This window comes from Streptomyces sp. NBC_01116 (assembly GCF_041435495.1).
Lineage (GTDB): Bacteria > Actinomycetota > Actinomycetes > Streptomycetales > Streptomycetaceae > Streptomyces.
Genome location: NZ_CP108644.1, coordinates 7,790,494 through 7,811,330, shown reverse-complemented (window position 1 = coordinate 7,811,330; position 20,837 = coordinate 7,790,494). Strand labels below are relative to the sequence as shown.

11 protein-coding genes are annotated in these 20,837 nt (G+C 72.1%); 4 read left to right on the top strand and 7 right to left on the bottom strand.

Features of this window, described 5'->3' with window-relative positions:
* Positions 1-32: 32 nt before the first annotated feature.
* The 5 genes from OG245_RS34210 to OG245_RS34190 are packed head-to-tail and all read right to left on the bottom strand — an operon-like array spanning position 33 to position 14,935.
* Positions 33-1,088, bottom strand: coding sequence for an NADP-dependent oxidoreductase (locus tag OG245_RS34210; RefSeq protein ID WP_371627214.1), 1,056 nt, complete (start codon positions 1,086-1,088; stop codon positions 33-35).
* On the bottom strand, positions 1,085-2,809 hold the full coding sequence (locus OG245_RS34205; RefSeq protein WP_371627213.1) for a phytoene desaturase family protein: 1,725 nt from the start codon (positions 2,807-2,809) through the stop codon (positions 1,085-1,087). The genes OG245_RS34210 and OG245_RS34205 overlap by 4 nt, the downstream gene beginning before the upstream one ends.
* On the bottom strand, positions 2,806-4,488 hold the full coding sequence (locus OG245_RS34200) for a phytoene desaturase family protein (RefSeq protein ID WP_371627212.1): 1,683 nt from the start codon (positions 4,486-4,488) through the stop codon (positions 2,806-2,808). Before OG245_RS34200 ends, OG245_RS34205 begins: the two co-directional genes overlap by 4 nt.
* Positions 4,478-13,936, bottom strand: a complete 9,459-nt coding sequence (locus OG245_RS34195; protein ID WP_371627211.1) for an amino acid adenylation domain-containing protein — start codon at positions 13,934-13,936, stop codon at positions 4,478-4,480. The genes OG245_RS34200 and OG245_RS34195 overlap by 11 nt, the downstream gene beginning before the upstream one ends.
* A gap of 57 nt (positions 13,937-13,993) precedes the next feature.
* Positions 13,994-14,935, bottom strand: coding sequence for a sterol desaturase family protein (locus OG245_RS34190; RefSeq protein WP_371627210.1), 942 nt, complete (start codon positions 14,933-14,935; stop codon positions 13,994-13,996).
* A 607-nt stretch (positions 14,936-15,542) separates the two neighbouring features.
* Here OG245_RS34190 and OG245_RS34185 point away from each other — a divergent pair.
* Positions 15,543-16,742 (top strand): cysteine desulfurase-like protein, encoded by a 1,200-nt coding sequence (locus OG245_RS34185; protein ID WP_371627209.1) that lies wholly within the window; start codon positions 15,543-15,545, stop codon positions 16,740-16,742.
* Positions 16,743-16,842: 100 nt separating this feature from the next.
* On the opposite strand, the gene OG245_RS34180 is transcribed toward OG245_RS34185, so the two are convergent.
* The gene (locus OG245_RS34180) at positions 16,843-17,814 is read right to left on the bottom strand and encodes a MerR family transcriptional regulator (RefSeq protein WP_371628066.1); all 972 of its coding nucleotides are present in this window, start codon (positions 17,812-17,814) and stop codon (positions 16,843-16,845) included.
* A gap of 213 nt (positions 17,815-18,027) precedes the next feature.
* Here OG245_RS34180 and OG245_RS34175 point away from each other — a divergent pair, with 213 nt between their 5' ends.
* Positions 18,028-18,573: a DUF4383 domain-containing protein gene (locus tag OG245_RS34175; protein ID WP_371627208.1), complete on the top strand. Its 546-nt coding sequence runs from the start codon at positions 18,028-18,030 to the stop codon at positions 18,571-18,573.
* Here the strand turns inward: OG245_RS34175 and OG245_RS34170 are convergent.
* On the bottom strand, positions 18,558-19,400 hold the full coding sequence (locus tag OG245_RS34170; RefSeq protein WP_371627207.1) for a DUF1206 domain-containing protein: 843 nt from the start codon (positions 19,398-19,400) through the stop codon (positions 18,558-18,560). The genes OG245_RS34175 and OG245_RS34170 overlap by 16 nt on opposite strands.
* A gap of 153 nt (positions 19,401-19,553) precedes the next feature.
* On the opposite strand from OG245_RS34170, the gene OG245_RS34165 reads away from it, so the two are divergent.
* Together OG245_RS34165 and OG245_RS34160 are read left to right on the top strand one after the other, a co-directional pair.
* On the top strand, positions 19,554-20,132 hold the full coding sequence (locus tag OG245_RS34165) for a fasciclin domain-containing protein (RefSeq protein WP_371627206.1): 579 nt from the start codon (positions 19,554-19,556) through the stop codon (positions 20,130-20,132).
* 119 nt (positions 20,133-20,251) lie between these two features.
* Positions 20,252-20,752, top strand: a complete 501-nt coding sequence (locus OG245_RS34160; protein WP_371627205.1) for a MarR family winged helix-turn-helix transcriptional regulator — start codon at positions 20,252-20,254, stop codon at positions 20,750-20,752.
* Positions 20,753-20,837 lie beyond the last annotated feature (85 nt).

Here is a 20,837-nt window from a genome sequence, read left to right as displayed (position 1 = left end):
GAGGGCGAGGGAGAGGGGCAGAGCGGCCGTGTTCAGAGTTCGACGAGGACCTTGCCCCGGTTGGTCGCCCGGTCGCCGTAGAGGCTGCCGTAGGCGGCGGGGATGCTGTCGAAGCCGTGGTGCAGGGTGTGGTCGCAGACGACCTCGCCCCGCCGGACGCGGCCGCCCAGGTCGGTGTGGAGGTCCTGCCAGTTCTGTTCGGTGAACCACTCCAGGGAGAAGATGCCGCGGACGGTGGCGCGCGGGAACATCAGGTAGGGCAGGAGCCGGGGCCCGGTGCCCTCGTTGCCGACCTGGGTCGCCCACTGCCAGCACACCGCCACCTGACTCCCGATGTTGAGCATGGAGAACACGGCGTCGGTGACCGCGCCGCCGAGGTTGTCGAAGTAGCGGTCGACGCCGTCGGGTGCGGCCCGGACGAGTGCGTCGCGGACGGTGTCCGCGCCGTCCCCGTGGCGGTAGACGATCACGGCGTCGAACCCGAGCCCGGTGAGGTAGTCCGCCTTCTCCGGGGACGAGGTGGTGCCGATCACCCGGGCGCCGGCGCGCGCGGCGAGCTGGCCGACGAGGGCGCCCACCGAGCCGGAGGCCCCGCTGATGACGAGGGTCTCACCGGGGCTGATCGTCATGTACTTGGTCAGGGTCCCCCAGGCGGTCATGCCGGGGCCGCCCATCACGCTGAGGGCGGTCGGCAGCGGCAGGGCGTCGTCGTACCACCGGGGGTCGAGCCTGCGGTAGGCGGGGAAGACCATGGGGAACGTGCCGGTCTGCCAGAGTTCGGGGACGCCGGTGCTGATCACGTGGGTGCGCCAGCCGCCGAAGCCCTGGACGAGGTCGCCGACGCGGTGGGCGGCGCGCGGTCCCGCCTCCACCACCTCCATGATCGAGTCGGCGCCCATGTGCCGGCCGATCGGGGTGTCGAGCGCGATGCCCTGGAGGTAGGGGTCGACGGAGACGTACAGCGTGCGCAGGAGCATCTCGTCGGGGGCGAGGGTGACGTCGACGTTCTCCACGACCTTCTCGTAGACGCGGTCCACGTCGGGGACTCCTTCGACGTGTTCGCGGACCACCCATTTTTCGATCTTCATGGTTTCCTCTCGGTCGGTGCGGCGGGGCGGACGGGCACGGGGATGACCCGGTGGGTCGGTGGTGGGGCGGTGCGGTCGAGCGACGCGGTGAAGGGCCGGTCGTCGTCGCGGCAGACGAACTGCATGACGTGGCGTCCGGCGGCGGCGGCGCGGATGAGCCCGCCCGTGGTGGCCCAGACGCCGGACTGGTAGAAGTCGCGCAGCCCGGGGAGCCCCGGGCCGTGCTTCTTGATCAGCTCTTCGAGGGTCTCGCCGCTCTCGACGAAGGGCTGCCAGCCGAGGACGGTGCCGTCGTAGTTGCCGGTGTAGCGGACCTGGGTGAGGGGGCTGGAGACGTCACGGACGACGATCGCGTCCCGCAGTCCGGGGTAGCGCTGTTCCAGGAAGCCGACGAGTGTCTCGCGGGCCCGCCGTTTCGCCACGTAGTAGCCGCGCCCGTGCCGTACGGGCAGGGTGTGCAGCTCCTGGCCGCCGCGGGTGCGGGTGATCTGTTCGGGGCCCTCGTCCAGGGCGCGCCAGGGGGCGATGTCGCAGAAGTAGGTGGCGTAGACGACGGTGGTGCCGTCCGGGGACAGTTCGGGGTAGTGGCGGCTGCGGAACTGGACGTTGATGCTGGGGTGGCGGATGCCGGTCAGCTCGGCGGCCGTGGCCTCGTCGAGGAGGTAGGTGGTGCAGGGGTCGCCCTCGGGGAAGGGGCGGGAGAGGCCGAGGAAGAGTGTGAAGTAGCCGGGGAAGACCATGCCGGGTTCGTGGATGGTCTCGGTGTAGAGCTTGCGGTAGTCCTCGCCCAGGTACCTGCCCTCCAGGAACTTCATGGTCGTGGTGTAGCCGTCGCAGGCCGACACGACGATGTCGGCGCGCAGTTCCCCACCGTCGCTGAGGCGGACGCCCACCGCCCGGTCGTCCTCGACGATCACCGTCTCGACCTTGGTGTTGTAGGAGACCTCGCCGCCGAGCCGGCGGTAGCGCGCCTCGATCGACTCGGCGAGACCGAGGGAGCCGCCCTCGGGGACTCCGGCGGAGAGGTTGGCGTGCGAGGCGAGCTGGAAGTGGAAGGGGAGGACGGGGAAGGCCGGGTGCTTCTCGTACAGGATGAAGTTGAAGGCCTCCTGGAGGAGGGGGTCCTTGAACTTCTTGGAGAAGTCGCTCATCAGGACGGTGATCGTGGTGCGGACGGCGTTGAAGTACGGCAGGAACGAGGCGAGCATCCGCCAGCGCTCCCGGCGTCCCATCAGTCCGACGGGCTTGAGGAAGGGGTAGACCGCGAGTGCCTTGCGGAAGCTGCGCAGTTGCGCGCAGAACTTCCGTACGAGGCGGGCGTCGGCGGGCGAGAGGTCGATGAGGTGGGCTTCGAGGCGGTCGGGGTCGGAGTAGAAGTGGACGGCCCGGCCGTCCGTGCCGCGCACGATGTTGAAGACGTCGAAGTGGCGGATCTCCTTGCCCTGGAGGGCGCCGAGCTCCAGCCAGATCTGGTGCATCTCGTTGCCGGGGCCGCTGCCGAGGAGCCAGCTGACGCAGGCGTCCAGGGTGAAGCCGCCGCGCTCCCAGGCGGTGCAGCAGCCGCCGGGGATCTCGTGCATCTCCAGGATGCGGGTGCGGTAGCCGTTCATCTGGGCGTAGCAGCCGGTGGAGAGCCCGCCGAGGCCGGCCCCGATGATGATCATCGTCTCCCGGGGGCGGCGGGCGCCGCCGGCCCGGGGCCCGTTCGTGTCGCCGCTCATGAGCCCTCGCTCTCCCGTGCGGACCACCGGTCGAGCTGGGGCAGGTGCCCGAGCTTCCCGGGGTGCCAGGGTTCGGCGCCCTTGCTCTCCCAGGCCCGGAATTCCAGGCCCAGGTCGCGGCAGAGGTACTGGACGGCGAAGCGGCCGGTGGAGGCGGCGCGGATCAGGCCTCCCATGCCGACCCACTGTCCGGCCATGGAGAAGTTGCCCAGTCCGGGCAGCCGCATCCGGTCCCTGCCGACGAGGCGTGCCGCGACGTCGTCGGCGTCGGAGAACGCCTTCCAGGCGAGGATGGAGCCGCCGAGGTTGCCGGTGTAGCGGTGGGTCGTGGCGGGCGTGGCGACCTCGACGATCTCGATGCGGTCCGCGAGGCCGGGGGTGCGGCGCTCCAGGAAGTCGCGGACGAAGTGGGCCACTTCGCGCTTGCGCCGGCGGTACTCCTTGCGGTCCCTGGTGCGCAGGTCCTTCCAGTGGGCGTAGTCGCTGAAGTAGGTGCAGTGCAGGACGGAGTGGCCCGGCGGTGCGAAGCCGCCGGAGTAGCGGGATCGGGCCTGCACGACGAGGCTGTCCTGGAGTGCCCCGGGGAGGTGGGCCGCGTCGTCCGGTCCGAGGAGGTGGGTGGTGCTGTGCGCCTCCTCGGGGTCCAGGTCGCCGCGCAGGCCGACGAAGGCGGAGACGACGGCGGGGAAGAGGGTGCCGGGGCGGTGGAGGAGGTCGGTGTAGAGCTTGTCGATCCGGGGGCCGGTGTACCGGCCGCCCAGGAGTCCGTAGACGGTGGTGTGGCCGTCGCAGGCGGAGACGATGTGCTCGGCGAAGTACCTCCTGCCGTTGCGGAGTTCGATGCCGATCGCCCGGTCGTTCTCGACCAGGACGCGTTCGGTGCGGGCCCGGTAGGTGACCGTTCCGCCCAGGCTCTTGTAGCGCTCCTCGACGGAGCGGGCGAGGCCGAGCGAACCGCCCTGCGGGAAGCCCGCGTTGCCGTGGTGGGCGGCCGCCATGTTGAAGAGGTACGGCAGCATCGGGAAGCCCTCGGGGTCCTGGAAGAAGATGTTGCGGAACGCCTTGCGCAGCAGCGGGTCCTGGAACCGGTCGGCGAACACGTGCATCGGGGTGGCCGCGGTCCGCCAGAACAGCCGGAACGCGGGGAGCACCGTGCGCAGGGTCTGGGCGCGCTCCCTCACGGTCCTGAGCGCGGGCGCGGTCAGGAACGGGTACAGCTCGATGTCGATGAAGCGCCGCAGGTCCCGGGTGAAGGCCCGGATGAGCGGGGCGTCGGCGGGTGAGATCTCCAGGAGGTGGGCCTCCAGACGGTCGGGGTCGTTGTAGAACGTCACGGACCGGCCCGAGGCGTCCTCGACCTTGTTGAACAGTTCGAAGTTGGTGACCGTCTTGCCGTCGAGCGCGCCGAGTTCGCTCCACACCCGGTGGGCGTCGTTGCCCGGGGCGGTGCCGATGAGCCATTCGATGCAGTAGTCGAAGAGGAACCCGTCGCGGGACCAGGCGGTGCAGCAGCCGCCGGGGAGCACGTGCTTCTCGAAGATGCGGGTCCTGGCTCCGCTCATCTGCGCGTAGACACCGGTGGAGAGTCCGGCCACCCCCGCGCCGATGACGATGACGCGGGGCGGGGTGCCCGGGGTGCGTTCCCTGCTGGTCCAGTCGGTTCCGTCGTCATCCGCCATGGGCCGCGTCTCCCCTCAGGACGGAGCGCACCAGCTCGGCGTTGCGGGGCAGGTGTTTGGCGTCGAGCATGTCGGCGTGGACGCCGGATCCGCGCAGTACGGCGGTGGCCCCGGTGGAGCTGCCGTGCCAGGTGCCGTGCTCCCCGGCTGCGTAGAGGGCGGTCTTCTCCTCGTCGGTGATCACGCTCACCGTCGCGGCGACCGTGCCGGTGTTGGGGGTGCGCCCGCAGAAGGCGAGGTATTCGGCCGCGTGGGCGAGGGTCTCGCGGGCGACGGCCTCGGAGCCGGTGTGCTTGCGTACGTGGTCGGCGAGTTCGCTCTCGAAGGCGGCGATGCCCGTGGCGTCCGGTTCGTAGGCGGCGAGGATGCGGCGGGAGTCGAGGATGACGACGTGGGCGACCTGGCGGCCGCGCCGCTCCAGCTCCTTGGCCGTCTCGAAGGCGAGGTTGCCGCCGAGGGAGTAGCCCAGGAGCAGATGGGGGCCGTCGGGCCCGGCGGCCTCGATCAGGTCGGCGTACCGGCTGACCTTGTCGTCGCCGGGGAGGTAGTTGAAGCCGGTGACGGAGTAGTCGGGGAGCTGTGCGGCCAGGCCCCGGTAGACCAGCCCGTGGCCGCCGGCGGGCGGGAAGCAGAAGAGGGCGGGGGCCTGTCCGGCGTTGAAGGTGAGGCTGGGCAGTTCGTCGGCGGTGGTGCCGAGCAGGACGTCCTCCACGGTGGCGGCCATGCCGTGCAGCGTGGTGACCTGGTAGAGCCTGCTGACGGGGACGCCGACGCCGAACTCGGTGCGCAGGTGGTGGAGGAGTTCGATGAGCTTGATCGAGCTGCCGCCGAGTTCGAAGAAGTCGTCCTCCAGGCCGATCTGTTCGCGGCCGAGCAGGGTCTTCCAGTGGCGGGCGACGCTGACCTCGTACAGCGTCACGGGTTCCTCGTGCGGCCGGTCGCCCGCCTCGGCCCGGGGTGCGGGCAGGGCGGCCGTGTCGACCTTGCCGTTCGCCGTCAGCGGCAGGGCGGACAGCTCGGTGAAGTGGGACGGGATCATGTACGAGGGCAGCGAGCGCGCCAGGTGGCGGCGGAGGGCCCGGACGTCCAGTGCGGCGCCGGGCTCCGGTACGCAGTAGGCGCAGAGCGCCGCGTCTCCCCCGGTGTCGGCGCGTACGGTGACGACGGCCCGGGCGAGCGGGGGCCACTGGGCGAGCTGCGCCTCGATCTCGCCGATCTCGATGCGGTGGCCGCGCAGCTTGACCTGTCCGTCGGTGCGGCCGAGCAGGTGGACCCGGCCGTGCGCGTCCCAGCGGGCGATGTCGCCGGTGCGGTAGAGCCGTTCGGGCCGGGCGCCGGCGGTGCGGCCGAGCGTCCGGGTGACGAAGCGCTCCTCGGTCTGTTCGGGGTCTCCGGCGTAGCCGAGGGCGACGCCGTCGCCGCCGATCCAGAGTTCGCCGGGCACGCCGGGCGGGACGGGTTCGCCGTGGGAGTCGAGGACGTGGAGGGTGCTGTTGGGCAGGGGCCGGCCGATCGGGACCATCGCGCCGGGCTCCAGGTCGTCGACGGGCCCCTCGAAGAGCGCGCTGTCGATGGTGGCCTCGGTGAGGCCGTAGGAGTTGACGAGGCGGGTGCCCGGTCCGCACAGCTCGGCCAGCCGGCGGTACTCCCCCACGCTCCAGGCGTCGGAGCCGACCACCAGCAGTCGCAGGAAGTCCAGCCGCAGCCCTTCCCGTGCACAGTGGTCCATCAGTCCGCGGACGACGGCGGGGACGAACTCCGCGCAGTCGACGCGTTCCTGACGCATCGTCCGGTAGAGCCGGGTGGTGTCGAAGAGGAGGTCGCGGTCGGCCAGGACGAGGGTGCCGCCGGAGCACAGGGCGCGCACCAGGTCGCCGGTGAACACGTCGAAGGACGGTTCGGCCATCTGGAGGTGGGTCCGCACGTCGGTGTCCAGCCGGTACTCCTGGCGCCACGCGGCGTGGGCGGAGGCGAGGTTGCGGTGGCTGACGCGGACGGCCTTGGGGCGGCCGGTGGATCCGGAGGTGGTGATGACGTACGCGGGCGAGTCGGGGTCCGCCTCGGCCGGGGGGCCTTCCGGGTGCGGTTCGGTGCGTCCGAGCGCGGCGAGGGTGAGCGTCGGAACGGTCAGGGCTCCGGTCTGCTCCGGTGTCGCGTCGTCCGCGACGAGGACGAGTGCCGCGCCGGTGGCCGTGACGAGGTGGGCGAGCCGGTCGGCGGGCTGGTCGGGCCGGAGCGGGAGGTAGGCGGCGCCCGCCTTGAGCACGCCGAGCAGGGCGACGATCAGCTCGGGCGACTTGTCCAGGCACAGCACGACCACCGAGCCCGCGCCGACGCCGAGCGCCCGCAGCCGGGCGGCGGTGCCGTCCGCCCACCGGTCCAGCTCCGCGTAGGTCAGCCGGTGCGCCCCGCCGTGGGCGGTGGGCAGGGTGACGGCGACGGCCGCGGGGTGTTCGGCGGCGACGCGGCCGATCAGCGTCTGGACCGGGGTGAACGGCTCCGCCCCGGGTCCGGCGGACGGCAGGGCCGGGCGGCTCCACTCCGCGACGAGCCGTTCCCGCTCGCGGTCGCCGAGCATCTCCAGCCGGGAGGCGGGCTGTTCGCCCGGCACCCGGGTCATCCGGTCGAGGAGCCGGGTGTAGTGGGCGGCCATGCGGCGCATGGTCTCGGGGAGGAAGAGGTCGGTGTTGTACTTGAACACGCAGTGGAAGCGGCCTTCGGCCTCGTCCTCGTAGGCGGAGAGCGTTATGTCGAACTGCCCCTCTTCTTCCGGTAGTTCGATGTACTCCAGGCGGTAGCCGTACTGCTCGGTGGCCACCTTGTGGGTGAGGAGGATGAACATCGCCTGGAAGACGGCGGAGCGGCTGGGGTCGTGCTGGAGGCCCAGCTCCTCGACGAGGAGGACGAAGGGGTACTCCTGGTTGTCCAGGCCGCCGAGCACGGTCCGCCGGACCTGTTGCAGCAGTTCGGCGACGGTCGGGTCCTCGGACAGGTCGGCGTGCAGGGGCAGCGGGTTGACGAAGTAGCCGTAGACGGAGGCGAAGTCCTGCCGGGTGCGGCCGGTGACCGGGCTGCCGACGACGACGTGGTCCTGCCCGGAGTAGCGGTGCAGCAGGAGGTAGTAGGCGCTCAGCAGCACCATGAACGGCGTGACGCCGTGGGCGCGGGCCAGTGCGTGGACGCGGGCGCTGAGGGCGTCGTCCAGGACGAAGAACTCGGAGGCCCCGTTGTGGGTCTGGACCGCCGGGCGCGGCTTGTCGACGGGCAGGTCCAGGAGCGGGACCTCGGCCGGCAGGTGGGCGCGCCAGTAGTCGAGCATGCCCGCCGCCTCCGGTCCGGCCAGGAAGGCGTTCTGCTGGTTGAGGAAGTCGAGGTAGCGGGCCTCGATCGGCGGGAGCTGGGGTTCCTGGTTGCGGCGCAGCGCCTCGTAGACGGCGAGGAGCTCCTCGATGAAGGTGAAGGTGGAGATGGCGTCGGAGACGATGTGGTGGACGGCCTTCATGATGATCCAGCGGTCCGGGCCCCGCTTGAAGAGCCGGAAGCGGACCAGCGGGTCCTGGGCGAGGTCGTAGGGCTTGCGGTACTCCTGGACGATCGTCGCGTGGATGGACTCCCAGTCCTCGCCCTGGACGTCGAAGAGGGCGAGGTCCGTCGCGGCGTTCTCGGAGACCCGTTGCACGGCCTGCCCGTCCACCAGGAGGAAGTTGGTGCGGAGTGCGGGGTGCCGGGCGATGAGCCGGCGGACGGCCTCGAACATCAGGTCCGGTTCGAGCGTGACGTTCACCTCGACGGCTCCGCCGATGTTGTACGCGTAGCCGTCCGGGTTGAGGTGCTTGAGGAACCAGAGCGCTTTCTGGTTCTGGGTCAGCGGGTACTGCCGCTCGTCGCTGTGGAGTTCCACCGCGCCCGGGGCTCCGTCGGAGGCGTCGGCCGAGGCCAGCGCGGTGAGGCCGTCGTGGAGCTGGGCGGCCAGCTCTCCGGCCGGGGTGCCGCTGAGCAGGGCGACCACGGGCAGGGCGACGCCGAGTTCGGCGTGGATCCGGGCCCGTAGCTCCATGGCGAGGAGCGAGTCGAGGCCGAGTTCGCCGAGTCCGGTGGCGGGGTCGATGCGGTCGGTGCCGGTGCGCAGGACGGCGGCGGAGAGCGCGGCGAACCGCTCGGCGACCAGGGTGCGGCGGTTCTGCTCGTCGGCCGCGCGGAAGGTGTCGAGGAAGCCGTTGCCGGCGGCGGCGTCCGCCGGCGGGGCGGCGGCTGCCGCGAGGTCGGCGACCAGGGGCGGCGGGGACGGGTACCAGGCGAGGAAGACGGGCCAGTCGACGACTGTGGCGACGACCAGTTGGGCGTGGTCCTGGCCGATGACGCGTTCCAGGACGGCCATGCCGGCGTCCGGGGACAGCGAGCTCATGCCGCGGCTGTGCAGATAGTGGTCGACGAGGCCGAGTTCCTCGATCATGCCGGTGGCCCAGGGGCCCCAGTCCAGGCTGAGCGCGGGCAGTCCCCGGGCGCGGCGGTGATGTGCGAGGGCGTCCAGGAAGGCGTTGCCCGCGGCGTAGTTGGTCTGTCCAGCCGTGGTCAGCAGCGAGGCGATCGAGGCGAAGAGCACGAAGTGTTCGAGGGGTTCGTCCCGCAGGTGCCGGTGCAGGAGGTGGGCGCCGACGGTCTTGGGGTCGTGGACGGCGTCGAAGGCGGCCCGGTCCAGGTCGGCGACGAGCGTGTCGCGGACCTGTCCCGCGAGGTGGAACACCCCGCGTACGGGTGGTGCTCCGCTGTGCCGGTGGGCGTCGAGCCAGCCGGCGAGGGCGTCCTCGTCGGTGATGTCGAGGGTCGCGAGGACGGGCTGCGCGCCGAGCGCCTCCAGCTCGCGGAGCAGGGCCACGGCCCGGCCCTCGGCGGTGGCGGGGTCGGTGCCGGCCCACTTCTCGCGGGCCGGGACGGGGGTGCGTCCGACCAGGATGATCCGGCGGGCCCCGCGGCGTACGAGGGTGCGGCACAGCAGTCGGCCGAGCGCGCCGAACGCGCCGGTGACCAGATAGCTTCCGTCCGCCCGCAGGCGCAGCGGCAGCGGCCGGGTCAGGTCCTCGGCGGGGCGGAGGCGGCTGGTGCGGCGGCCGCCGTCGCGCAGGGCGATCTCCTCCTCGTCGTCGCTGAGAACCTCGCGCAGGAGTGCTTCGGCCTCGGCCCGGTCGCCGTCGGGGCCCGGCTGCCGCCGGGGGTCGAGGTCGATGAGTTTGCCGGGGTGTTCGGTCAGTTCCTGGTGCCGCAGCACGCGTCCGATGCCCCAGGCGGGAGCGCCGAGAGGTTCGGGCCCCTCGCCGGGCAGGGCGGGCTGGGCGCCGCGGGTGACGATGTGCAGACGGCCCCCGGCGTCGCGGGCGGACAGGAGCCGGGCCAGGGCGATCAGTGAGTAGGCGCCCGCGCCGGTGTGGTCGGTCAGGGAGGTGCGGTCGCAGGCGGCGAGGGCGGGCGCGTCGAGGTTCCACAGGTGCAGGACGGCCCCCCTGAAGGGTCCCCCGTCGCGGTCCAGGTCGGCGAGGAGGCGGCGCAGGTCGCCGTCGGACGCGGGGTCGACGGTGAAGGTGGCTCCGTCGCCGGAGGCCGTGTAGGCCGCGCCCCGGCGCACCAGGCGGCAGCGTTCGCCCCGGGCGGCGGCGAGGGCGGCGAAGGCGTCCGCGACGCCCCCGGTGTCGGCGAGGACCAGCCAGTCGTGGTCGCGTGCCGCTGTCGCGGGCACCGGCCGGCGATCGGGATCGCTCCCCGGTTCGCCGCGTACGCCGGCGTCGTTGACGCCCCCGGACAGGCTGCCGGCGTCCTCGGCGGGCAGCGGCGGGCAGTCGGTCCAGACGGGTTCGGCGAGCCAGGAGTCGATCGTGGTCCGGGCGACCGCGGTGGCCGCCTTCTCCACGTCGGCCGCGCGGAAGCCGAGGACACGGCCGAGCGGCGCCCCGTCGTCGGCGTACAGGGCGATGTTCCCGAGGGTGGTGTCGGCGTCGCCGGGGAGCAGGGTGGCATGGGACCAGAACGGCTGGTCGCCGATGGGTTCGAGGGCGATCTCGTCCAGGGAGAGCGGCAGCCTGATCCCGGTGTCCGGTGCGGGATCCTCGGGGGTCGGCGGGATCAGCGAGGTCAGGAGCGACTGGAAGCAGGCGTCGAGGAGGACGGGGTGGAGGTGGTGGCCGGCGGCGTCGTCGCCGATCGCCAGGGGCGGGCGGATCCGGGCGAGGACCTCTCCGGCGCCGATCCAGACCTCCTCGATGGCCTGGAAGGCGGGGCCGTAGTGGTAGCCGAGGGCGGCCAGCGCGGCGTAGCAGTCGGGGCCTTCGAGGCGTCGGAGGGACCTGGCCCTGATCGCGGGGGCGTCGAGCGGCGGGGCGGTGCGGCGGCGTTGCCCGGTGCGGACGATTCCGCTCGCGTGCACGGCCCGTTCCCCGTCGTCCCCGGTCGGGGAGGCGATCGTGAAGGCGGCGTTCTCCAGGGAGAGCGACACCTCCACGGTCCGGTCCTCGCCGTCGGGCAGGAAGAGGGCCTTGCGCAGATCGATGTCGGCGAGGACGGCGGTGGTGCCGCCGGTGAGCCGCAGGACGGCCTGGGCGGCCATTTCCAGATAGCCGGCGGCGGGGAGGACCACGGTGTCCTGGATGCGGTGGTCGGCGAGGTACGGCAGGGCCTCGGTGTCCAGGCGGGCCTGCCAGGTGGGCTCCGTACGGTCGGTGCGGCGGCCCAGCAGGGGATGGTCGCGGTGGCCGAGCCGGACCTGGGCGACCGACCGGGGTTCGGTCCAGTGGCGGTCGCGCCGGAAGGGGTGGCGGGGCAGGGTGACCGGCCGGCCGGCCGGCTGGAGGACGCTCCAGTCGACGGCGGCGCCCAGGGTGTGGAGCGAGCCGAGAGAGGCGGCGAAGCGCTCGCTCTCGTTCTCCCGGCGGCGGATCGAGGGCAGGGTGAGTCCGCTCGTCCCGCCCGCGTCGAGACATTCGCGGATCGCGTGGCCGAGGACCGGATGCGGGCCGATCTCCAGGAACACGTGGTGGCCGTCGTCGGCGATGCGGTCGACGGCGGAGCGGAAGCGCACCCGCTCGCGGACGTTCTTCCACCAGTAGGCGGCGTCCAGTTCCTCGCCCCGGGCGGTGCCCTCGGCACCCGTCAGGTACAGCGGGACCTGGGCCGCACGTGGCTCCAACGGAGCCAGTTCCGCCAGCAGTTCGTCCTTGATCCGCTCCATGACGACGCTGTGGTAGGGCACTTCGACGGTGAGGAACTTCGCGAACTGCTGCTCGGCCCGCAGCTCCTCGGCCAGCAGGGTCAGCGCGGCCTCGTCCCCGGCCAGGGTGATCGCGGTGGGGCTGTTGACGGCGGCGATGGAGATCCGGTCGCTGTAGGGGCGCACCCGGCGCTCCGCCTCGTCCTCCGAGAGGCTGACGGCGAGCATGGCGCCGGTGCCGGCCAGGGTCTGCTGGAGGCGGCTGCGGTGCACGACGATCCTGGCCGCGTCCCGCAGGGAGTAGACGCCCGCCGCGTGGAAGGCGGCGATCTCCCCGGTGCTGTGGCCGACCACGGCGTCCGGGCGCACTCCGTGGGACCGCCACAGGGCCGCCAGGGCGACCTGCACGGCGAAGTTCGCGGGCTGGGCGAGCCAGGTCTCCCCCATCCGGGAGACGGACTCGTCGGCGGTCATCTCCTCGGTGAGGGACCAGTCGGCGAACTCCCGCAGCGCCCGGTCGCACGCGGCGATCGCGTCACGGAAGACCGGCTCCTCGGCGAGCAGTTGGCGGCCCATGCCCCACCACTGGGGGCCCATGCCGGTGAAGACCCAGACCAGCCGCCGGTCGGCGGCGTCCCGGGCGCGGCCGTGGACGACCCGGGGGTGGGCCTCGCCGCGCGCGTGCGCGGCCAGGGCCTCGTCGAGGGAGGCGCGCGAGGTGTAGGCGACGGACAGCCGCTCGGGGAGGTGCTGGCGGCGGTGCGCCAGGGTGTGGCCGAGGTCGTCGAGGGCCACGGCGGGGCCGTTGTCGCCCGCCAGCTCGCCCCGGATCCCGGCCGCCATTTCCGTCAGGGCGTCGGGGTTGCGGGCGCTGAGCGGCAGGATGCTCCAGCGTCGCCCGGCGGGCGTGGCGGGGCGGAGGTCCGGCTGGGGCGCGGGGGCCTCCTCCAGGACGACATGGGCGTTGGTGCCGCCGAACCCGAAGGAGTTGACCCCGGCGCGGGCGGGCCCTTCGTGCTCGGGCCAGGCGGTGGGCCGGGTGGGGATCTCGTAGGGCAGGGTCGCCGGGTCGATGGCGGGGTTGAGGTTCTCCAGGTTGATGTGGGGCGGGATCGTGCGGTGCTTGATGCTCAGGACGGTCTTGATCAGCCCGGCGACCCCGGCGGCGGATTCGGTGTGGCCGATGTTCGTCTTGACCGAGCCGACGTAGGCGCGGGCTCCCGGGGCCCGTCCGATGGCCAGCGCGCGTGCCAGGGCGTTGGCCTCGATCGGGTCGCCGACCGGGGTCGAGGTGCCGTGTGCCTCCATGTACTGGAGCGCCCCGGGGGTGATGCCCGCCTCGGCGCAGACCCGGCGGATGAGGTCGACCTGGGCGTCGGCGTTGGGCACGGTGATGCCGTTGGTGTGGCCGTCCTGGTTGACGCCGCTGCCGGAGATCACGGCGTGGATGCGGTCCCCGTCCCGTACGGCGTCCTCCAGCCGCTTCAGCGCGACCAGGCCGACGCCTTCGGCCCGCACGTAGCCGTCGGCGGCGGCGTCGAACGTACGGGAGCGGCCCTCGGGCGACAGGAACCCGCCCTTGGTCTCCGCGACGGTGTACTGCGGGGCCATGTGCAGCAGGGTGCCGCCGGCCAGCGCGAGGTCGCTCTCGCCGTTGTTCAGCGCCTGGCACGCCAGGTGAACGGCGACCAGGGAGGAGCTGCACGCGGTGTCGATGGACAGGCTGGGGCCGCGGAAGTCGAAGCAGTACGAGATGCGGTTCGACACCATCGTCATCATGGTGCCGGTCGCGGTGTGGGCGGCCAGCGAGGTGAAGCCCAGGTCGGCGAATTGCAGGATCTTGTAGTCGAGGGTGAACGCGCCGACGTAGACGGCGACGTTGCCGCCGGCGAGGTCGGCGGGCCGCTGGCCCCCGTCCTCCAGGGCCTCCCACGCCACTTCGAGGAGCTTTCGCTGCTGCGGGTCCATGTGGTCGGCCTCGCGGGGGCTGATGCCGAAGAACGCGGGGTCGAACTCGTCGAAGCCGTCGATGTATCCACCGCGGCCGCCGACGAGGCGTCCCGGTTTGTCACGGAACCGGCTGCCGAGCGTGCCGACGTCGTACCGGTCGGGCGGGGTGGGCGTGATGCAGTCCTTGCCGTCCACCAGATTGCGCCAGTACGTGCGGTGGTCCGAGGCGCCGCCGGGCAGGCGGCAGCCCATCCCGATGATCGCCACCTTGTTCCGTAACGCCCGGTTGTTCGCGTCGGCCATGTCGAACTCCTCAAGTCGTGGTGGAGCAAGTCGTGGTGGAGCGTCGGGAGGCGGTGGTCACTCCGGCCGGGAGGCCCGTGCCGGTCGGCGTCGCCAGGGATGGGTGAACGCGGCGAGGATCTCGCCGGTGCCGGGGAACGACGTGGGGTCGTGCAGGCCCACGGCGGCGGGCTCGCGGCCGGGGTACCAGGTGAAGCTGCCGAAGAGGTGGTCCCAGCACGACAGGTCGGAGCCGTAGTGGCCGGCTTCGGACAGATCGGTGCTGTGGTGCAGACGGTGCTGCTCGGGACTGGCCAGAAGGTGGTTGAGCCGTCCGATGCGGACATCGATGTTGGCGTGGACGAAATAGCCCTGGGCGGCGACGAAGAGCCCGACCGCCAGCACCGCGGGGCGGGAGAATCCCACGAACGCCAGGGTCAGCTGGACGAGGGCCTGCGCCAGGACGATGTCCAGCACATGGTTGACCCCGTTGTTGGCGACGTTGACCTTCTCCGGCACGTGATGCACGCCGTGCAGGCGCCAGAGCAGGGCGTTCCGGTGGCCCAGCCGGTGCACCGCGTAGCTGACGAGCGATCCGGCGAGGAGCGCGCCCGGGATCTCGACCCCGAGAGGGCGGGCCGACTCCGCGGGCGAGATCAGGCCGACGGCCAGCGCGACCAGTAGTTGCGCCAGTCCGCTTCCGGCCATGGTGAGCAGGAAGTAGATGCCGTACCAACGCCATTCGGCCTTTCCGGGGTGCCAGTTCCGGTCATAGGGAATCAGCCGTTCGAGGAGAGCCAGATAGGCGATTACCCCGACCACGAAAAGCGAACTGACCCAGGCCGGATCCCACTGCAGCCGCAATGCGCCCACACCCACGGATACGACCGAGAGGAGGAGAACCGGGTACGCAGCGGCGCGAAGAAGCCGCGCAACGGAATTACCGGCCCGCCCCTTCCGGCCGACCGAATCACCGGCCGAATAGATTCCGCCATCGGCGGAGTGCTCGCGCTCGTCCATCCGTGACCCTCCACGAGTGACAGTGACGGGGAGAGAGACCATCGCATCGCATCAGAGCAGGCCAGAGCCCCCACGACGTGACAGGAAACCCCGGGCGGCGGCCACGGCCCCGCACTGGCGACTTTCGGACACCCGGCCCCGAGAGAATTCGGCCGCGGTGTGAACTGATGCCCCCTACCCCATCAGCCCAGATCATCTATTTCCCGTTCCCATCGCTTTAATCACGCCCGACTCGCAGAAATCATCCGGCGCATTTATCCGTGCCGAGAATGCGAGAAGGATCGCACAACCGAGGCGAGTTCATTTGTGCGAAGGATTCTTTCGTAGGATCATCGCGACGCTTGAGGACGGCGCATTCCGGTGCGCCGGTCGCCGCAGCCCCACGCTCGGGCGCGCAAATGGATGCGGAGCGGTGCGCCCGCGCGAAACCCGCTCCGCCGAAAGCGCCCCCGAAGCAGGGACTCGGAGCGGGGCACCGAAGCAGGGCCTGGAAGCGGGCCTCGGGGCGGGGATCCGCCGGCAGGCTCCCACTCCTTCCACCGGAGGACACCGCCCTGCGATGATCACAAGGAGATCCGGCAGCACATCAGCGAATCGAGGAGCCTCCTTGTCGTACGACGTCGGCGCGGTGCGCGCACAGTTCCCCGCCCTGCGGTCCGGCACGGCGCACTTCGACGGGCCGGGCGGCACCCAGACTCCGGCCTCCGTCATCGCCGCGATCGGCGAGGCGATGAGCGGGCCCCTGTCGATCCGGGGCGCCGCCCTGCCCGGAGAGGTGAACGCGGAGCAGATCGTCCGCGGTTTCCGGCAGGCCATGGCGGACCTGCTGGGCGCGGACCCGGGCGGGATCGTGTACGGCCGAAGCGCCACCCAGCTCACGTACGACTTCTCGCGCACCCTCTCCAGGACCTGGCGCCCGGGGGACGAGGTGGTGGTCAGCCGACTGGACCACGATGCCAACATCCGGCCGTGGGTGCACGCGGCCGAGCGGGCGGGGGCGGTCGTGCGGTGGGCCGACTTCGATCCGTCGACCGGCGAGCTGTCCCCCGGGACCGTCGGCGCACAGATCACCGGTCGGACCCGGCTGGTCGCGGTGACCGGCGCGTCCAACCTCATCGGTACCCGGCCCGACGTCCCGGCCATCGCCGAACTCGCCCACCGGGCCGGCGCACTGCTATACGTGGACGGGGTCCATCTGACGGCCCACCACCCGGTGGACGTGGAGCGGCTCGGGGCGGACTTCTTCGTCTGCTCCCCGTACAAGTTCTTCGGGCCCCATCACGGGGTGCTCGCCGCCCGTCCCGAACTGCTCGACACCCTCCACCCGGACAAGCTGGCGCCTTCCACCGACGACGTGCCGGAACGCTTCGAACTCGGCACGCTCCCCTACGAGTCGATGGCGGGCACCCGGGCGGCGGTGGACTTCCTGGCGGGGCTGGGCACCGGCGCGGGCGGCCGGCGGGAGCGGCTGCGGTCGGCGTACGCGGCGATCGGCGCCCACGAGACGGAGTTGCGGGAGAGCATCGAGAAGGCGGTGCGCGAACTGGGCGGTGTGACGGTCCACTCCCGTGCCGCCGTACGCACACCCACCCTGCTGCTCACCTTCGAGGGCCGGGACGCGTCGGACGCCTACCGCTCCCTCGCCCGCTCCGGGGTGCACGCGCCCGCCGGCTCCTTCTACGCCCTGGAGGCCTCCCGGCACCTGGGGCTCGGCGACGGCGGTGGCCTGCGCGTCGGGCTCTGCGCGTACAACGACGCGGACGACGTGGAGCGCCTCCTGACGGGATTGTCGGACTGGCTGCGGTGACGCCGGGGACCGCGACGGCGGTGACGCCGGGCACCGCGACCGCGCCCGCGGTGACGCCGCCAACCGCGGCCGCGGCCACCGACCGGTGTGGCGGCCGTGGTCACCGCGCACCGAGTGTGGCCAGTGCGTCCACCGCGTCGGCGAGCCCGTGCGGGTGGCGGGTCCCCGGGGGCTGCCGCCCGGCCCAGCCCGGCCCGACGGTGAAGACGACGGGCCGCCTGCGCGCACCCCGTACGCCCCACTCGACCGCCCCCACCCGGGCCGCGAGCGCGTGGCTCGCCGTGTCGCGCGACTGCGCCCAGAGCACCACCGCGTCGGGTCCGGTGCGACGGACCGCCTCCTCCAGGGCCTCGACGGGCAGGGCGGCGCCGAACATACGGACCGGCAGACCGTGCTGGGTGAGCGTGGCGGCCAGTGCCTCCAGGGCCAGTGTGTGGGTCTCTCCGGGTGCGCAGGCCAGCAGCGAGAGGCCCGCGCCGGGCACGGGAGGCCGGGCGGCCGAGACGCCGCGCAGCGCGCCCGAGACGTGCCAGGACAGCAGGTGCTCGACCTCGATGTACCGCTCCCCCGCGCTCTCCCACCTGCGTCCCACCGCGTGCAGCGCCGGCACCATCACCTCGTCCCAGGCGGCCGGCAGCCCGTAGCGGTCGAGCACCTCCGTGAGCAGTTCCTCCATGACCGGCGCGTCCAGGCGGAGCGCCGCCCGTGCGAGGCCGCGGCACTCCCGGCGGGCGCTGCCGAGCGGAGGCTCCCCGAGGCCCCGGGAGGTGCGCCCCGGTTCCGGCGCGGCCGTGGCGCGGGGTCCGGCCAGGACGGCGCGAGCGGCCTCGGCAGGCGGCAGGCCCGCGCTCGTCAGGCGGCACATGTTCCGCAGAGCGGCGATGTCGGCCCCGGTCCAGCGACGGTGCCGCCCGTCCTCCCGTGCGGCCGGGCCGATGCCGTAGCGGCGGTCCCACGAGCGCAGTGTCGTCGGCGCGACCCCCAGGAGACGGGCCACCGCACCCGTGGTCAGGCCCCCGTCGGCCGCCGCTCCCGGGGACCGGCCGCCGGTGCGGGGGCCCGAAGGGCCCATCGCCGAGTCCGCCGCGGGTTCCATCACCGGGTCCATCACGGAGTTCTTCACCGGGTCCACGAATCCCACCATACGATGCAAAACCGATGCATGTTGCCCGGTCCGCCCGCACGCGGTTCGCTGGAGGCACCGGGGCCATGCTCGATGCCCTCGTCCCCCACCCACACCCACACCGCCCCGGCCCGGCCGCGGCAGGACGGACAGGAGACGGCCATGAGACTGAGCGAAGAACTCCCCGTCGATCACCGGCTGGCGAAGGTGTACCGGATCGGCGCGGGCCTCTGCGGCGCCATCCTGCTGGTCTTCGGCATCCTCGGCTTCACGAGTCGGCTGAGCTTCTTCGACACCAGCGGCGAACACATCGCCGGGATGTCGACCAACGGGCTGCTGAGCCTGATCTCGGTGGTCGTCGGCGTGCTGCTGATCGCCGGGGCCGCCGTGGGCGGAAACGTCGCGTCCACCCTGAACATGACGATCGGCACGCTCTTCCTGCTCAGTGGCTTCGGCCACCTCTTCATCCTGGACCGGGGCGCGAACATCCTGGACTTCGGCATGCCGAACGTCGTCTTCAGCTTCGTGATGGGGCTGCTGATCCTCACGTTCGGCATGTACGGACGCGTGACGGGCGGTCTGCCGCACGACAATCCGTACTGGCGCAGCCGCCACCCGGAGCAGGCGGACCGCGAGGCCGCCGCCGCTCGCAGGAGTGCGGCGGCGGGCGGACAGCTCGGGCGGAGTGGCACTCAGACCTTGCGGTAGCGGGCGTTGAACCAGGAGAAGACGCCGAAGGCGATCAGCCCGACGGCGATGGCCACCAGGAGCCACGGGCCGACGGGGGTGTCGGTGAACGAGCGCAGGGTGTCGTCCATGCCCTTGGACTGGTCCGGCTGGTGCTTGACCGCCGCCGCCACCGCGAATCCGCCCGCCGTGGCGAACACGATGCCGCGCGCCGTACCGCCGAAGACGCCGGTGAAGTCGACCGCCTGGCGGACCCGCTTGGACATCTCGGACAGCTTCAGGTGCTTGTGGTACTTCCGCAGGAGGGCTCGGACCGCGATCCAGAGACCGGCGCAGGCCACGCCCACGCCCGCGATCCCGACGATCCACTGGCCTCCGGGCCAGGCGAGCGCCTTGGCGGTGATGTCCTTGGACTGCTGGTCCGACGATCCGCCCCCGCTGCCCGAGTCACCGGCGGCGAAGGACAGCACGGAGTAGGCGACGAACCCGTAGAAGACGGCACGGCCCGCCGCCATGGCCCGCTTGGTGGCCTTGCGGCTGTCGGGGCCCACCCCGCCGAACAGGGCCTCGGAAAGGCGCCAGAGCGCCATCCCCACCAGGGCGATGCCCAGCACCCACAGCAGGATCTTCCCGAAGGGCTTCTCGGCTATCTCTCCGATCGCGCCGCCCCGGTCGGCCTGCTTCCCACCGCCTCCGGACAGCGCGACCTGCAGGGCGAGGGCGCCCACCAGAACGTAGATCACCCCACGGGCCACGAAGCCCGCGCGGGCTCCCGCCTCCATCGCGGTGCTGTTCGCGGCTCTTCTCGCCTGGCCGCGTCCCTGCGCTGTTACTGAACGGGTATTCATGCATCCCGGTTGCCCCGGTCCGGCGGATCAATGTCATGAGCGCGGCGGAGGGTGGTTTTCGACGCAGAAACGACGCGGCGAGCGGTCCGGGCGGAGGCGCGTCAGCGTGGGAGAGAAGGAGAAGACCCACCCCCGCCGGCCGGAGGAGACATCATGACGATCACCCGTCTGCAGCGCACCGCGGCGGCTGCCGCGGCACTGGCCCTTCCCGCCTCTCTGGCGTTCCTCGCTCCGCAGGCCCAGGCCGAGACACCTGCCGAACCGTACGGTCCCGCCTGTTCCTCCGTGCCGAAGGAGGGCGCGGGCAGCCTGGAGGGCATGGCGAAGGACCCGGTCGCCACCGCCGCGTCCAACAACCCCGAACTCTCCACCCTCGTCAGCGCGGTGAAGAAGGCAGGTCTGGTCGACACGCTCAACAACGCGAAGAACATCACGGTGTTCGCGCCGACCAACGCCGCCTTCGAGAAGATCCCGCAGGCCGATCTGGACGCTCTCCTCAACAACAAGGCCGAACTCACCAAGGTGCTGACGTACCACGTGGTGGGCGAGAAGGTCACGACCCAGCAGATGGAGAACGGCACCTTCAAGACACTGGAGGGCAGCAACCTCACGACGAAGGGCTCGGGCACCGAGTTCACGGTGAACGACTCCTCGAAGATCGTCTGCGGCAACGTGCCGACGGCCAACGCGACGGTGAACCTGGTCGACACCGTGCTCATGCCGCCGTCGTAGCGACGGTCGCACCGCCGCCTCCGCGCACAGCGGATCCCGTGCCCGGACCGCGCGACGGTCCGGGCACGGCACGACGGTCCGGGGGCGGCCCCGGCGCGTCCGTTCTATACGCTGAGGGCGTGACCAGCGCCGACGACCGACCGACCCGCAGCGGCGCCTCGGAACGCGAGGCGCCGCTCGCGGACCTCCAGGCGTTCGCGGTCGAGCTCCGCCGGATGAACGGCGAGATCAACCGGATGACCCACGGTTTCGCGGCGCACCAGCAGCTGCACCCCACGGACGTGAGCGCGCTCGCGGCCATTCTCGACGCGCCCTCACCCCTCACTCCGGGGGCGCTGCGCGAACATCTGGGCCTCACCTCCGGCGCGGTGACCGCCTGCCTGGACCGGCTGGAGCGGGCGGGCCATGTCCGCCGGGCCCGGGAGAGCACCGACCGACGGGTGGTGCACGTGTACTACGAGGCGAGCGCCCGGACGGCCGCCCGCGACTACTTCATGCCGCTCGCCGAGGCCACGGCACGGGCCAGGGCACGCTTCAGCGAGACGGAGCTGAGCACCGTCCTGCGCTTCCTCGCCGCCATGAACGAGGAGCTGGGCGAGGTTCCCCCGGCGCGTCGCTGAGCATGTCCCCGGCCGTGTGCCTCCATGAGAGGACGGCATGCCGCTGAATCCACCCCCTGCGGTAGCCCGCGCGAGCGGTCCCGTA

What these genes read in the sequence shown, in the direction of transcription:
- OG245_RS34195 (WP_371627211.1), bottom strand. Translation starts at nt 13,936, where the DNA reads ATGGCCGACGCGAACAACCGGGCGTTACGGAACAAGGTGGCGATCATC.
- OG245_RS34175 (WP_371627208.1), top strand. Translation starts at nt 18,028, where the DNA reads ATGAGACTGAGCGAAGAACTCCCCGTCGATCACCGGCTGGCGAAGGTG.
- OG245_RS34170 (WP_371627207.1), bottom strand. Translation starts at nt 19,400, where the DNA reads ATGAATACCCGTTCAGTAACAGCGCAGGGACGCGGCCAGGCGAGAAGA.
- OG245_RS34190 (WP_371627210.1), bottom strand. Translation starts at nt 14,935, where the DNA reads ATGGACGAGCGCGAGCACTCCGCCGATGGCGGAATCTATTCGGCCGGT.
- OG245_RS34205 (WP_371627213.1), bottom strand. Translation starts at nt 2,809, where the DNA reads ATGAGCGGCGACACGAACGGGCCCCGGGCCGGCGGCGCCCGCCGCCCC.
- OG245_RS34180 (WP_371628066.1), bottom strand. Translation starts at nt 17,814, where the DNA reads ATGGGCCCTTCGGGCCCCCGCACCGGCGGCCGGTCCCCGGGAGCGGCG.
- OG245_RS34200 (WP_371627212.1), bottom strand. Translation starts at nt 4,488, where the DNA reads ATGGCGGATGACGACGGAACCGACTGGACCAGCAGGGAACGCACCCCG.
- OG245_RS34165 (WP_371627206.1), top strand. Translation starts at nt 19,554, where the DNA reads ATGACGATCACCCGTCTGCAGCGCACCGCGGCGGCTGCCGCGGCACTG.
- OG245_RS34210 (WP_371627214.1), bottom strand. Translation starts at nt 1,088, where the DNA reads ATGAAGATCGAAAAATGGGTGGTCCGCGAACACGTCGAAGGAGTCCCC.